A 14,369-nucleotide genomic window follows, 5' to 3' on the forward strand; every position below is an offset into this window, starting at 1 on the left:
ACTAGTTTAATTGTACTATAAATAGTATGACAATTTTCCACATTACTGTGTAATATCTTACAAGATATCAGATTTTTAGCAAAAAATTCTACATATTTTTACAGATAAGGAGGTTACAACATGAGTGCTATACAAGCAAACGACAACACGAACTTAAAACCAAAAAAGGTGGATAGTCCTTTCATGCGTTCGCTGAAAGATTTCTATAGTAAATTAAGGAAAAATAAAAGTGCACTAGTAGGTGGCTACTTAATTATCGCTTTAGTAATCATCGCTTTGATAGGTCCACATTTAACTTCTCAAAACCCAAACGCTGTCAACTATGGGGTTAAATTTGCAACTCCTTCAGCAGAACACTGGTTCGGAACAGATCACCACGGTAGAGATATCTTTACAAGGGTTATTCATGGGCTAGGTATTACAATGGGTATTGGCTTTACAGCTACTATCTTAGGTGGTATAGTAGGTATTTTTTTAGGAATTATTTCAGGATATTACGGTGGAAAATTAGATACTATTATTATGCGAATCATGGACATTTTGTTAGCTTTTCCTGGTATTTTACTAGCATTGGCTTTAATCAGTATATTAGGAGCAAACTTACAAAATGTTATCATTGCTGTCGCTATTTTTGCTATACCGACATTTGCACGAATTGTTAGAGGGTCTACGTTGGCGACAAGGAACCTTGAATATATTGATGCGATGAAAGCATTGGGCGCGTCCGATGCGAGAATTATATTCAAGCATATTTTTCCTAATATTTTATCGCCAATTATCGTACAAGGCAGCCTGTTCATTGCTACTTCAGTGCTTTCTGCAAGTGGTCTTTCGTTTTTAGGAATGGGGGCTCAGCCACCGTCACCTGAGTTAGGCGCACTGTTAAGTGATGGGCGCGACTTTATGTGGGAAGCTGGTCATATAGCCTTATTCCCAGGGTTGGCAATAATGCTAATTGTCCTAGCCTTCAATATATTTGGCGATGGATTACGTGATGCGTTAGATCCAAAAACAAAAAAATAGGAAGTAGGTGCAAACCGTGTTTCAATTTATTGTGCGTCGTCTATTACAGCTGATCCCTGTTTTAATAGGTGTTACTATTCTTGTATTCTCCCTTATGCACCTGTCTCCGGGAAATCCTGCACATATTATTGCTGGTGAGAGCGCGCCAGAAAGTACTGTTGAGCAGATTGAAGAGCGTTTAGGTTTAAATGATCCAATCCCAGTTCAATATTTTAACTTTGTTAAAAATGCCGCTATGTTAGATTTTGGAAGTTCCTGGAGAACAAGCTTGCCAGTTAGTGAAGAGTTATGGCCAAAGTTTTGGGTGACATTTGAATTAGCCGTTTACAGTACGATTTTCAGTATCGTTTTAGGTTTATTTGCGGGGATTATATCCGCAGTTAGACAGTATTCGTTTTCGGATGTAGCGATTATGTTAGTCGCTCTATTTGGATTATCGATGCCTAACTTCTGGTTTGGATTAATGTTGATGCAATGGTTTTCGATTAAGTTAGGGTGGCTTCCGCCGACTGGTTGGGGATCACCAGAGCAACTTATTTTACCGGTGATCACCTTAGGAACAATGGGAGCTGCCGTTATCGCCAGAATGACACGTTCCAGCATGTTAGATGTTATTTCCCAAGACTACATTCGTACAGCACGAGCAAAAGGTTTAAAAGAAAAAGTCGTTATTTATCGACATGCTCTGAAAAATGCATTGATTCCTGTTGTAACAGTTATTGGTCTACAATTTGGAAGCTTGCTAGGCGGTGCTGTATTAACAGAATCCGTGTTTGCTATTAATGGTATGGGAAAATTAATTGTTGACCGTATTTTGGCACGTGATTTTCCAGTTGTCCAAGGCGCTGTATTAATTATCTCTGTTGTCTTCGTATTTGTTAATTTAATTGTCGATGTTTCTTATAAATACTTAAACAAACGAATTGATTTAGATTAATAGAAAAGAGGTGAAATAGGGTGAGCGAAGAAAATATTTTAGAAATAAAGGATTTAAGAACCTCATTCTTTGTAGATGATTTTGAAATCAAGGCCGTTGACGGAGTATCATTTAAATTACCAAAAGGGAAAACGATCGGCATTGTAGGGGAATCAGGTTCCGGTAAAAGTATTACGGCATTATCCATCCTCCGATTATTAGATCACCCCGGAAAAGTTACCGGCGGGGAAATTATTTTTAAAGGACGAGATTTAACGAAATTATCTGATAAAGAAATACGTAATATACGTGGTAACGAAATTTCCATGATATTTCAGGAACCAATGACTTCGTTAAATCCTGTTTATACCATCGGACAACAAATTCGTGAAACGTTGAAAGTTCACCAAGGTTTAGGAAAAGAGAAGGGAACACAAAAGGCAATTGAGCTTTTAAAGTTAGTGGGAATCCCTTCACCAGAAAGTCGTGTTAAACAATATCCACATGAGCTATCTGGCGGGATGAGGCAAAGGGTCATGATTGCCATGGCATTAGCCTGTAATCCAGACCTGCTTATTGCTGACGAGCCAACAACGGCACTGGATGTAACGATCCAAGCCCAAATACTTGAGTTAATTAATGATTTGCAAGATAGACTAGGTATGTCGGTTATTATGATCACGCATGACCTTGGGGTGGTTGCAGAAACTTGTGACTATGTAGCAGTGATGTACTGTGGCAAGGTAGTAGAATATCAGGATGTTAAATCTTTATTTAAAAACCCAAGACATCCATACACGATTGGACTATTAAAATCCATCCCGCGCCATGATATTGATGTAGATGAGTTAGAGCCTATTAAAGGAACTGTTCCTAGCCCAACAGAAATGCCTAAAGGCTGTAGATTTGCACCAAGATGTCCATTTGCAACTGATCTTTGTGCAGAAGAATTACCATCACTTGACCATATTGAAGGCGAAAGTGAAGTCCGTTGTTGGATTTATACTGACCGTTGGGATGGCGATCCGGAGGTGAAGACAAATGGCCCAAAAAGAGCTGCTGAAAGTAACTAATTTAAAGCAATATTTCCCGATTAAGGGTGGCTTTTTAGGTAGAACCGTAAATTATGTGAAGGCTGTAGATGATGTTTCATTTGAAATATACGAAGGTGAAACCTTAAGTGTTGTAGGAGAATCCGGCTGTGGTAAATCAACTACAGGACGAGCTATTCTTCGTTTAGATGAGCCTACTGCTGGAAAAATTGAGTTTGACGGAGGCGATCTGTTAGCTCTAAATAAAAGTCAAATGCGAAAAAAGCGAAAAGACCTACAAGTCATTTTCCAAGATCCTTATGCTTCTTTAAATCCACGGCAAACTATCGGGCAAATTTTAACAGAAGCAATGGCCATTCAAAACGTTATTCCTAAAGGAAAGAGACGCGAGCGAGCCGTTGAACTGTTGGAAACTGTTGGACTAAATGCACAGCAGATTGATCGTTACCCACATGAGTTTTCTGGTGGACAGCGTCAACGTATCGGTATCGCCCGTGCTTTATCTGTAGATCCAAAGCTGATTATTTGTGACGAAGCTGTTTCAGCATTAGACGTATCTGTGCAGGCACAAGTATTGAATTTACTAAAAAACCTACAAAGAGAATTTAATTTGACCTTCTTATTTATCGCACATGATCTTGGTGTTGTTCGTCACATTTCTGATCGAATTATTGTTATGTATTTAGGAAAAATTGTAGAGATTGCTGACAAAAAATCACTTTTTGAAAATCCTCAGCACCCATATACAAAGGCTCTATTATCAGCTATTCCTTCCCCTGATCCAGAGAGGAAAAAAGAACGGATTATACTAAAAGGAGATGTACCTTCTCCAATCAACCCGCCAACAGGATGCAGATTCCATACGAGATGTCCGTTTGCAACCGATATTTGTAAAAAACAAGTACCTGAATTAAGGAATTTAGATCATACGAACCAAGGACATCGAGCAGCTTGTCACCATATTGAAAAAATTATTTCAGGTGAACTACAACCAAAATAAGTAGTTTAAAGGAAGAAGGCCCAGCTTTTTCAGGTTGGACCTTCTTGTAAAATTTTCACTAATAATGGTATATGTTGTTATTATCAATCCTTCTAAGCAAAGACAAGTCAAATTATAGAATACCTGAAGAATTCTTGTTCCGGTGTTTCTTCAAACAGTGTTCAAACTCAAAAAGTTCAATACTATACACGGCAACTACTTCATCTATTGGAGTAGAAAGAAGAATTTCTGATCGATTAAATTGCGAACGAAAAAAAGCTTTCGGAGTTTGATCTACTCATATGCATCGCGGGGATCGGTGAGATTAGCGTAGCACTTTTCCTTGGTGAATTTGGTGACCATTCTCGCTTTTCGAATCATAAAAAAACCAACGCATTTATTGGTATCGATATTCGAAGATACCAATCCGTGAAGTATAAGGATAAGATCACATCAATAAACGGGGAAATCCAAAAGGAAGGAAAATCTTATATCTAATTATTCGGGATTCGTGATTAAAAAGTAGCACTGAATATATTGTTAATTATTATTATAAATTTAAAAAGCAACCTAACTCCAAAAAGGATAAGGTTGCCACGGTAGCTTGTATAAACAAGCTACTAAAATGTTATATATTCGATGGTCAGGAACAATAGAAAGTGCATAACTCATACGGACCAATAATTATAATAATATTATACTGCACAAATCCCCTCCGTTAAAAAATCGAAGCCTGAGGTTTATTTCTTATGCTCAAAAACAGATAACATAAATTAAACCTGATTTATGATTTTAGACTTGACTAATCGTAAGAAAAAGATTGGGATAAAAGTGTTTTAGTTAATGAAAATCCGAACTTGATTCGAATTTCTTCAGTTAGAATACGAATAAGTTCGGGATTTTTTATCACTATGAATTGGTTTTGATATTTTCACGTAGCATCAAGCGCCGAGCCTTTTTCCTTGCTCTAAAAACAAATATTGTATTAAAGCACCCATATTCAAAAAATGAACAATAGATTTTACTTTTCGTAAGCATCTTACTGTTTATATACTAGCGATATCTGAGTGATTTTCAGTCTGTATATTGTACCACCGTACCACCCATCCATTGACCAACCACCTACAAAATAGTAGAGCAGGACTCCTTCAGCTTTTCAGGTCCTCCTTAAACATCCCTTATCCATTCCTGATATGTAGCATTTTCCATATCTTCATAATGTGTACCATATCCTGTCAGTCTCGATCCGTAAACGATATATTCTTGATCTGCAATCTGGTTTCCAAGATCATACATACTTTTTAGCGGTTCCTGTAAAACCATGACAAAACTCCTATCTCTTCAGGAAAATAAAATGCTTCTGCCTCGATCATAACAGGGTATTTTTCTTTTATAGAAAGCACTCCCTTCTTCTATCCCTTGCTTAATAAAATAAGTCGGGAAATAAAAAAACTTACTTATAATTCGCAGTTCATTATTAACTTCTGGTTGAAAAATCTGTATATCTTGTATTTATTAGCCTCTTTTACCGGGTTAATAATATTTTACTGTTTTTGTCGACATAAAGATAAAACTACAGGATAACTGTAATATCAATGCCATGTGAAAGATTTAATTATTTATCCCTAATCATTTTCGTTCATTTTTATTACTAAATGTCGAAAAATACCTTGATTATTTATCATAACTAGATATACTAATTAGGTAAACGTTTTCATTAGTTTACAACAAAGGGGGGCACTGTATGATTACGTTTATTGTATCGATTATTTTATTAATTATTGCGTATTTCACATACGGCAAGTTTATTGACAAGTTGTTTGGGCCAACGGATGAGAGAGCTACACCAGCTTACTCTAATCATGATGGTGTTGACTACGTACCAATGAGCAAACAGAAGAATGCCATGATTCAATTACTTAATATAGCAGGCACGGGGCCAATTTTTGGTCCCATAATGGGAGCATTATTTGGTCCGGTTGCTTTTCTCTGGATTGTAATTGGTTCCATTTTTGCTGGGGCAGTTCATGATTATCTTACGGGGATGATATCTATACGGAATAAAGGAGCTCATATTCCTGAATTAGCTGGCAGATTTCTTGGTCAATTTTCAAAACATATTGTAAACGCGTTTTCCTTATTATTATTAATTTTAGTTGGAACCGTTTTCGTTACAACGCCAGCTTCTTTAATTGATATATTACTAGACGGCAAGGTTGCCTTCTCGATTATTTTAGGTACTTTATTCCTCTATTTCTTCCTATCAACGGTTTTGCCGATTGATAAGATTATTGGACGTATTTATCCTATCTTAGGCGCCATTTTGTTAATTGGAACTGTAGCTATCGGTATTTCTCTATTATTTTCAGATTATTCTATACCGGAATTGAAGATAACAAATATGCATCCGGGTAATATACCGGTTATTCCAATGATATTTTTTACAATTACTTGTGGTGCCTTATCAGGTTTTCATGCTACACAATCACCGATTATTTCTAGAACTACACAAAAGGAATCACAAGGACGTTATATTTTTTATGGTATGATGATTGCTGAAGCTATTATCGCTATGATTTGGGCAGCGGCTGCAATGAGTCTTTTTGATGGGCAAACGTTAAACGAAATCATTGCAACTGGTACTGCCTCGGCTGCTGTAAATGAAATCGCCATAACACTGTTAGGTGCTGTTGCAGGGACAGTTGCAGTGCTTGGAGCAATCGTATTACCAGTTACTTCAGGAGATACTGCATTTCGTGCTGCTCGCTCCATCATTGCCGATTATTTAAATATTGGTCAGAAAAAATTATTTAATCGATTAGCAATTGCTATTCCATTATTTGTTGTTTCTTATATTTTAACTAAAATTGACTTTCATATTTTATGGCGTTATTTTTCTTGGGCCAACCAAGCAACTGCAGTAATAGCATTGTGGATAGCAACGATGTATTTGTTTGTTAAGGGCAAGAACTATATGGTATCAATTATACCAGCCATTTTTATGAGTTATATGGTATTTGTCTATATTTTAAATGCAAAAATTGGTTTCCGCTTAGACTTAAATATTTCATTTATCATCGGTGCAATCTTTACCGTGATACTCACGTTCTTATTCTTTAAAAAAGCACGAACCAATAGAGCAAATAACTTAAAAGTTGATTTGTAATAGTTATAGCCTGCCGATTTTTGTATCGTCAGGCTTTTATTCATGAATATAGATAATTATTCCAACTCGTGTTTCTTTCCTTTTTATAAAAAATATATTTCCCCCTTTGTATCAAAGGTTTCATAAACATATTCCATTCTCCATGAAAGAAAAAAATTTATATGATATTATGAGATAGTGTTGGAAAATAACAGCATTTTTTGTAAAGGATTACATTGATTTTAACAATTTAACAGGAATTCTAGGTATAAAATGCGCTTTTTCCACGTTGGCAAACTATCTATTAACCTATCTAATTGAGTCTCTAGCAATGTAATGTGGCATCCTTATGCTAAATTAAGGTATGGGCATAAAGGACATTCTAAAAATAAAATGCTTTATAAGCTCGAAAAATACATAAAAATCTAAACAGAGGGTTGGTAATTACTACGTCTTTACGTAGATTACATAAATATAAATTTAATAAGGGGAGAATTAGTTTGAAGAAGTTTTATATGTTAATGTTGGCCTTAGTCTTGTCTTTAGTGCTTACCGCATGCGGGAGTGAATCGTCATCAGAAGATAAAGATTCAGCAAAAGCTGATGATAATGCATCAACCCAAGATGAGGAAAAAGACAAAGCAAAAAACAAAGAAAAAAAAGAGGCTGATTCCAAAGAAGAAACGGTCGAAAGTGAAATCGGTAAGCTCATGATTGCCAATAAAAAGAAGGATATGAATAAGCTTGTAGAAAACGGACCAATGAAGTTAACGATAACAGGCATACAGAGTGCTACGCTTGAGCCTAGCGATAATTACAAAGAATTGTTTGACAACAAAGATAAACTAACCATTATTACAATTGGGATGAAAGTTGAAAATACATCAGAAGAAACAGTTTCATTCCATCCAAATCAAGCCACACTAACAACAAATGCTGGAGATCAAGTAGAAGCAGAATTAATTTTGAGTGCAGATATTGGGGGAGACTTTTTTGGACCTACAAAAAAAGAAGGAGAAGTCATCTTTACATTAGATACACCGGCTAAAGATATTTCGGAAATTAAGTTAATCATCAATGGTGCTTCAAATGAAAATCTTGATTCTCTTGGTGAAGATATCGAATTACCTTTAAGTTTTTAATCGTAAATTTATAAGCATTGGGAAATATTTAAAATGATAATATCGCTCCAAGGTAAAGATTTAACCAATTTGATATAGTTACCATTTTTAGGGAGCGCTAAATAAGGTTGCAATAAAAATTTTTAACCATTTAATAGTAAAATAGAACTAAGACTATATCCACTACTTATGTGAGTTTAAACCACTATATTAAATAATAATAAAACATTTATGTTGTTTTAGAAGAAAAAAGGGGATAATGATGGCTGATTTCTTTTTACTAATGGGATTTTTCACATTCATTTTTTCAATTCTTTATCTTATTATTCATTTAGTCAAAAAAAGAAAAAATAAAGAGAAAGTACTCTCGAAAAAATTATTCTATCCAACATTGTTTGGTGGCTTTCTACTTTTGTCAATTGGAAGTGCTTTTACTGATACAACTGATCAAGAGAAACTAAATGCTGCTCTTGAAGACAATGAAAAACTATCGACTAAAAATGATTCTTTAAAGATTGAAAATAAAAACCTTCAAAAAGAAATTGATGAACTTGAAACTAAGCTTGAAAATACTACAGATAAAATTACGGAGTATGAGGAAGAAATAGCTTTGTTTGAAGAAGAGCGAACAGACTTTAATTCTAAAAAAGAATCTCTAAATGAAAAAATCAGCAACTTAGAAGAAAAAAACTCTACGTTACAAAACAAAGTTGATAACCTAAATACTGAATTATCAGAGACGAAAACATCAAACTCAAAATCAAATAACTCTGCAAGTAAAAATACCGGTTCAGGGACAAATTCTAGTTCAAGCAGTACGAACTCATCTAACTCAAATGTTTACTACAAAAATTGTGATGCTGCTAGACAAGCAGGAGCTGCTCCAGTAAGGAGAGGCGACCCTGGATATGGCAGTCATTTAGATAGAGATGGCGACGGAGTAGCTTGTGAATAAATTCTAACTCCCTAGTCGCTAAAAATTCGGTGCGTTTACACGCACCTTCTCTTAAACCCTCCAATCGAACGTACATTCTAAAAAAAGAAATTTCGAGTACACCCTATTCAAGAACTGAAGATATGCTTTTAAACATTAAACATCCCAATCAACTTAATATCATGAATATCTCTGAAAGAAAAAAGACGAGTGAAGTATTGGGGATTTAAGAGTAAAGCAATTCATCTGTTCCAGCTTTCCCTATAAACTTATTATGTAATGATAGAAAAATTGTTTAATTTTTAGCGCAATTGCTGAATAACAAAATCAAATTACCCTTTTCCCGTTATTTCTCGAACTCCAATAAAAAATCGTCCTTCTCCTTTATTTCCAACATCTTAAACCTTTTTTTAATTCTTACATTCCGTAACTTAGTTTCCCAAAAATCATCCCTTTTAAGAAGATTTACGTCGTTTAAAGAGGATATGGGAAACGTTTAAGAAAAAAGATGGTAATTTCTATGCATTTGCATAGATTACATAAATTCAAAATGGGAAGGGGGAGTTTGCATGCGAACTACTGAATTTGTGCTAGGTCTAATTGGCGGTATTTTTGGTTTTATTGGTGCAATCTTAGCATTATTCATCGGCGGTGTAGACGCTGCCTTTAGCGATACTGGTACAAGTGACGTAATTGGTCTAGGTTGGGCAGCTTTTATATTTTCTGCATTAGCCATCGTGGGTTCAGTTGTAGTCAAATCAAAGGCTAAAGTCGGAGGCGTATTATTACTGATCTCAGCAATAGGCGGTCTAATAAGTATTTCTATGTTCTATTTGATTTCGGCAATCTTGATAGGCATTGCTGGACTAATGGGCGTTTTTAAAAAAGATAACGAAAAGAAAAAGGCTGCATAATTAGGGGGATAATTATTATGAAAAAGTTAATAGGCTTATCTTTTGCTGTATTATTAACTTTTATGCTAGCAGCATGTGGCGAAGCAGAAGTAAAAAAGGCAGATGCAGATAATAAGGCAGAAGAAGCTGGCGAAAATAAAGCAGAAAAAAAGAGCAAAGAAAAGCCTGAAACTCAAGAGCTTGCTATTGGTGATACAGTAGAGTTTGATGGCATAAAAATAACATTAAACGAAGCAAGAATTGAGTCTGGTGGCGAATTCGATCAACCTCAAGAAGAACAATTTGTTGTAGTAAATCTCACAGCAGAAAATAATACTGATAAAGAACAAGTAATGTCATCAATAATGAATGTAGAATTAAAAGATGCTGAAGGTTATTCTTATTCAACTACAATATTAACTGAAGGCACTAAGGGACAGTTTGATGGATCCATTGAGCCAGGCGGAAAACTTAAGGGAGAAATCCCATTTGATGTACCAAAATCAGGTAACTATGAATTACATTTTTCTGATCCGTTCAAATCTGGTAAAGCGATCTGGAAAATTCCATCTGATCAATTAAGTCAATAATCTTCTAAAGGTGTACAAATATATTGTGCACCTTTTCTTTACACCCTAAACCGAACGTACACTCCAAAAGAGTGATTTATGGATACCTATTCAAGAAATGAAGAATTCATTGAAGTTATACTTTTTTAAGAGGCTATGGATACCCTTATATCTAAAGGGATATCATAACCAGAATAATTGGTTATGATAATATACAAAATAACGAAAAAATCTATTATCTCTATTTTTAGACATACTCATATTTAATGATGACTGCAGCTGGCATTTACTAGGTTACATTTAATGAAAAGAGTTGGACATGAAGATATAGAACTACTTGTGAATCTGTACATATGTAACAGATAAAAAATGAAAAAGGATATTCAACCGAAAAGATGTCTATTCTTTTCTGTAAGATTCTCCTTCAAAATCACCTGACTAACACTTCAAGCCTTGCTATATCAAGGTTTATGGGTGCATGAATTACATCATGTCGTCCATAATTGATATTGTTTCTCCGCATTACTTCATTTCTTTTAAATGCACTTTAACTATTGTTTTTCGTCGAATTTCATTTTATTATTTTTTTTTAAAAAAATATCCTTTAAAGGCTATGCTAATCAAAGTTTTTAACTAACTTAAAGAGTCTAATATTAACTTATGTCCAAAATACATAATATACTAAATAGTGATATTTAAATTGCAACATCATGGTAACTTACCTCGGTTACTTTTTCATTTAATAGACGAAGCCCTAGTCCATTTTCTGTATCCCAAGTACAATTAAATGTAATTCCGATATGTCGAGCTTCAAAAATATCCGCATATGGAACAACAATTCCATCTAAACTTATCATTTTTAACATTTGATTAGTTGTTTCAACTAATGGGTAATTTTCATTTAATTCAATATCATAGCCTAGTTCATGTCGCTTTTGTTTGTAATATTCCAAGATGGAATCCAATAGGCTTTGTTGTAAATCATACCAATTTTCACCAATAATTGGTATGCAGTATATTGGCCTTCATCAAACTGCCATCCTCTTCACCATCTATTAGTAAATCTATTTCTGTTTCATTTCTAAAGAAATCAATAGTTATGACTCTTGACCAACCATAATCATACACAAGTTCACCAAAAATTGAATCGTTTATAGTCATTTTATAATCTCCTCTCTTTGTTTACTTTTTAGTACATATTTTTAACGGTTTAAAAAAATAGAAATTAGTCATATAAGGCGTTCTATGTTTTTTTCACTCTGCTTTATAATATAGTATATTTGTCCCCCTACATCTGGCGGCAGGATTTAAAATCAGTGTGGTGTGGATTGAAGGTCAGAAGTATTACCTTATATACCTTATTTCATAGGAAATTTACAATTAAAAATCTGCAAATAAGTAGAGTTTCAATTGTATAAAACACTCTTAATAGCTTCGTTGATCATTTCTTGAAAACTATTATATTCCTCCACTATATCCCCACTTGGCTTATCGAGTTCAAGGAATACATTATTGTCTATATCTAGGCAATACCATGAAATATTTGAATCTCCAAAAAACAAATAATTACTTTCCCACTCACTTTCTTGCCAAATTTCATTTGCCCCAATAAAGCCATTATTTTCATCATCAAGATTTGCATTATAGATAACAAGCCCATTAAATTCTAATCCATTTACTATTTTTAATAAATCTTCGTATTCTCTTATAGATACATTTCCATTCACGTTTATTGCAATCCATTCTTTTATAGTTTGAATATTTTTATCGCTCGCAGGAAACATAATTGACTTTCCATCTTGGTTTTTAATTTTTTCAATCTCAACTAATAAATCTAAAATCATGCTCTCACCTCTATTTTTTAGTAGTAGGATATATAAATCCTTCGGGAAGTGGCCAATTTATATTAATTGAATCTCCGACTTTCAAACCTTTAGTTAAATCCCTTTGTGAATTAGTTAAAACTTTATGATATGGGTCATTTTTAATTAAAATTAAATTTTCAAAATCATTTGTGCCTCCATCATCTAAAGGCAGTTTATGATGAACCTGATATCCATCTGGTACTAACCCATTTTTTAAATTTTTGATATCGGTTTCCGTTAAACCGGCATCAAATAGTTGTTTGACTTTTTTCTCATCATTCACTAAATCTTGTAAAAAGTTTTTTCTCACAGAACTATTAAATTTATTTCTTAATTGTTTAAATTCTTGTCGATCACGTTTAGTATAGGTTATTTCTTTTTCCATGATATTCTTTAATAAAACTTCTTTTCCTTTTAACCTACCTACGTGCTCAGTACCTTTACGTGTACCCTTAACCTCAACCTCTTTTTGCGAGCTTCCCCCGCCATTCTTTAAAGAAAACATATGCGGGCGAATTTCACCAAGAGGCTTTGAGCCAACCCCAATCATCGGAATTGTAGAATATCCTGTCGAAAGTTGCTCTCGATAGAACACAGGCATTCTCACCTTAGATAGTGCTACTTTACCTGCATTTACCTTCTCTTGAAAATATCTTTTACTGTATGGTTTCCCGCCAGTCAGCTTTGGCAATTTTCCCCCGCTTCCTAATTTAGAAACCCCTTTTACTCCTTTGACAGACAAAGCGCTTGGAATTAAAGAGGGCAGGGCAGCACCGGTTACATACATAATTCCTTCTTGTTCAATTGTATCGGTAAAAGACTGTGCAGCGGATTCCGCCACACGTATAGGGTCTTGTAAAAGTTGTATCATAGCTTGCTTATAATTATCAACCGTTTGATCTGCTTTTTCCTTTAACCAAGCTGGTTCAATGGAATCAGGAATAATACCTGATGTTCCAACAACACCTACATCCATCGCAACCGTTACTAACCCTTCAACTAACCCAGCTATGCTATGTGCCAACCCTTTTACGAGATTGTCCACACCTTTGTTTATACTATCGGCAATATCCTGTACTCCTTCAAAGAAGTTCGTATATTTCTTCTTTACATTTCCAGCTAAATCATTATAAGCGTCATCAACATTTTCAAACCGTTTTATCTTTGTGTTATACAGCTCCCACAAGTCATCCATGTTGTTTTGAAGTTTTGTTATTGTTGATCGAATGCTTTCCTGGATTCGTTCCATATTCCTTCTATTACTCTCGCTTGCATCCTTTTCCGAATCGGTTGGATCTTCCAACAAGCTCGAAAAAGATGAAGGTGTCTGATAACTTCGGTTCAATGCCTTAAGCACGTTTCTTTCCATGCCCTTGTCTATTTGCTTGAGATTCGCCCATATATCATTTCTGTCTACCCGCATCATCTGGTTTCTGGAAATAGGAGATATGTAAGCCGTCGTGTCTTGTACATAGTTTTCAAATAATGACAACAAGTCATTAATTTGTGTTTCGTATTTTTCGATTTTATCCCTAGAAGTATCAATATTTTGATCCCATGCCTCGACACTTTTTCCCTTGTTGGTTTGAATAAATGTAGAAACCTTATCCAGGGAATCATTCATTTTTACCAGAGCATGCTTGTATGTATGTAGTTCTCTTATAATATCATCCAATACCCCATAATTGATTTGTAAGTCCCGCTTCACGAACCATCCCCCTCATAATTAGCTCTTTCCCTTCACCCCTTTAATGCTAGAATTATATGCTGTTTTCTAATTTTTCAATCACTAGAACGTTTAGTTGCTTCTGTTTAAAGAGCATTTATCTCTATATAAATCATAATGTTAAATTCATCCATTCACCATGCATC

General features: G+C 34.7%; 13 protein-coding genes and 1 pseudogene. 10 read left to right on the forward strand and 4 right to left on the reverse strand.

Features of this window, described 5'->3' with window-relative positions; all coding sequences use genetic code 11:
- Positions 1-120 precede the first annotated feature (120 nt).
- The 5 genes from BN1066_RS04745 (at position 121) to BN1066_RS04765 (ending at position 4,468) form a co-directional block, all read left to right on the forward strand.
- Positions 121-1,023, forward strand: a complete 903-nt coding sequence (locus tag BN1066_RS04745) for an ABC transporter permease (RefSeq protein ID WP_077318333.1) — start codon at positions 121-123, stop codon at positions 1,021-1,023.
- A 16-nt stretch (positions 1,024-1,039) separates the two neighbouring features.
- Positions 1,040-1,960, forward strand: coding sequence for an ABC transporter permease (locus BN1066_RS04750; RefSeq protein ID WP_077318334.1), 921 nt, complete (start codon positions 1,040-1,042; stop codon positions 1,958-1,960).
- A 20-nt stretch (positions 1,961-1,980) separates the two neighbouring features.
- Positions 1,981-3,012 carry an ABC transporter ATP-binding protein gene (locus tag BN1066_RS04755; protein ID WP_077318335.1) on the forward strand — a complete coding sequence of 344 codons (1,032 nt, stop codon included), beginning with the start codon at positions 1,981-1,983 and terminating at the stop codon, positions 3,010-3,012.
- Positions 2,981-3,991 (forward strand): ABC transporter ATP-binding protein, encoded by a 1,011-nt coding sequence (locus tag BN1066_RS04760; protein WP_077318336.1) that lies wholly within the window; start codon positions 2,981-2,983, stop codon positions 3,989-3,991. Before BN1066_RS04755 ends, BN1066_RS04760 begins: the two co-directional genes overlap by 32 nt.
- Before the next feature lie 285 nt (positions 3,992-4,276).
- Positions 4,277-4,468 carry a transposase gene (locus tag BN1066_RS04765; RefSeq protein WP_425445272.1) on the forward strand — a complete coding sequence of 64 codons (192 nt, stop codon included), beginning with the start codon at positions 4,277-4,279 and terminating at the stop codon, positions 4,466-4,468.
- 669 nt (positions 4,469-5,137) lie between these two features.
- On the opposite strand, the gene BN1066_RS20110 is transcribed toward BN1066_RS04765, so the two are convergent.
- Positions 5,138-5,293 (reverse strand): hypothetical protein, encoded by a 156-nt coding sequence (locus tag BN1066_RS20110; RefSeq protein WP_179104289.1) that lies wholly within the window; start codon positions 5,291-5,293, stop codon positions 5,138-5,140.
- A gap of 421 nt (positions 5,294-5,714) precedes the next feature.
- On the opposite strand from BN1066_RS20110, the gene BN1066_RS04770 reads away from it, so the two are divergent.
- The 5 genes from BN1066_RS04770 (at position 5,715) to BN1066_RS04790 (ending at position 10,653) form a co-directional block, all read left to right on the forward strand.
- Positions 5,715-7,136 carry a carbon starvation CstA family protein gene (locus BN1066_RS04770; RefSeq protein WP_077318337.1) on the forward strand — a complete coding sequence of 474 codons (1,422 nt, stop codon included), beginning with the start codon at positions 5,715-5,717 and terminating at the stop codon, positions 7,134-7,136.
- Positions 7,137-7,615: 479 nt separating this feature from the next.
- Positions 7,616-8,257, forward strand: a complete 642-nt coding sequence (locus BN1066_RS04775) for a hypothetical protein (RefSeq protein WP_077318338.1) — start codon at positions 7,616-7,618, stop codon at positions 8,255-8,257.
- Between the two features lie 241 nt (positions 8,258-8,498).
- Positions 8,499-9,191: an excalibur calcium-binding domain-containing protein gene (locus BN1066_RS04780; RefSeq protein ID WP_179104290.1), complete on the forward strand. Its 693-nt coding sequence runs from the start codon at positions 8,499-8,501 to the stop codon at positions 9,189-9,191.
- 548 nt (positions 9,192-9,739) lie between these two features.
- Complete coding sequence (locus BN1066_RS04785; protein WP_077318340.1) at positions 9,740-10,084, forward strand: DUF4064 domain-containing protein; 345 nt, start codon at positions 9,740-9,742, stop codon at positions 10,082-10,084.
- A gap of 17 nt (positions 10,085-10,101) precedes the next feature.
- A complete protein-coding gene (locus BN1066_RS04790; RefSeq protein WP_077318341.1) occupies positions 10,102-10,653 on the forward strand; it encodes a DUF4352 domain-containing protein in 552 nt (183 codons plus the stop codon).
- A 674-nt stretch (positions 10,654-11,327) separates the two neighbouring features.
- Here the strand turns inward: BN1066_RS04790 and BN1066_RS04795 are convergent.
- From BN1066_RS04795 to BN1066_RS04805, 3 genes and pseudogenes are all read right to left on the reverse strand, one after another.
- Positions 11,328-11,793, reverse strand: a pseudogene (locus tag BN1066_RS04795) (DUF6985 domain-containing protein).
- A 245-nt stretch (positions 11,794-12,038) separates the two neighbouring features.
- Positions 12,039-12,476: a YrhA family protein gene (locus BN1066_RS04800; protein WP_077318342.1), complete on the reverse strand. Its 438-nt coding sequence runs from the start codon at positions 12,474-12,476 to the stop codon at positions 12,039-12,041.
- 10 nt (positions 12,477-12,486) lie between these two features.
- Positions 12,487-14,205 carry an HNH endonuclease signature motif containing protein gene (locus BN1066_RS04805; RefSeq protein ID WP_245799702.1) on the reverse strand — a complete coding sequence of 573 codons (1,719 nt, stop codon included), beginning with the start codon at positions 14,203-14,205 and terminating at the stop codon, positions 12,487-12,489.
- Positions 14,206-14,369 lie beyond the last annotated feature (164 nt).

It is taken from the genome of Virgibacillus proomii (genome assembly GCF_900162615.1).
Lineage (GTDB): Bacteria > Bacillota > Bacilli > Bacillales > Amphibacillaceae > Virgibacillus > Virgibacillus proomii.

What these genes read in the sequence shown, in the direction of transcription:
- BN1066_RS04760 (WP_077318336.1), top strand. Translation starts at nt 2,981, where the DNA reads ATGGCCCAAAAAGAGCTGCTGAAAGTAACTAATTTAAAGCAATATTTC.
- BN1066_RS04780 (WP_179104290.1), top strand. Translation starts at nt 8,499, where the DNA reads ATGGCTGATTTCTTTTTACTAATGGGATTTTTCACATTCATTTTTTCA.
- BN1066_RS20110 (WP_179104289.1), bottom strand. Translation starts at nt 5,293, where the DNA reads ATGGTTTTACAGGAACCGCTAAAAAGTATGTATGATCTTGGAAACCAG.
- BN1066_RS04745 (WP_077318333.1), top strand. Translation starts at nt 121, where the DNA reads ATGAGTGCTATACAAGCAAACGACAACACGAACTTAAAACCAAAAAAG.
- BN1066_RS04785 (WP_077318340.1), top strand. Translation starts at nt 9,740, where the DNA reads ATGCGAACTACTGAATTTGTGCTAGGTCTAATTGGCGGTATTTTTGGT.
- BN1066_RS04790 (WP_077318341.1), top strand. Translation starts at nt 10,102, where the DNA reads ATGAAAAAGTTAATAGGCTTATCTTTTGCTGTATTATTAACTTTTATG.
- BN1066_RS04800 (WP_077318342.1), bottom strand. Translation starts at nt 12,476, where the DNA reads ATGATTTTAGATTTATTAGTTGAGATTGAAAAAATTAAAAACCAAGAT.
- BN1066_RS04770 (WP_077318337.1), top strand. Translation starts at nt 5,715, where the DNA reads ATGATTACGTTTATTGTATCGATTATTTTATTAATTATTGCGTATTTC.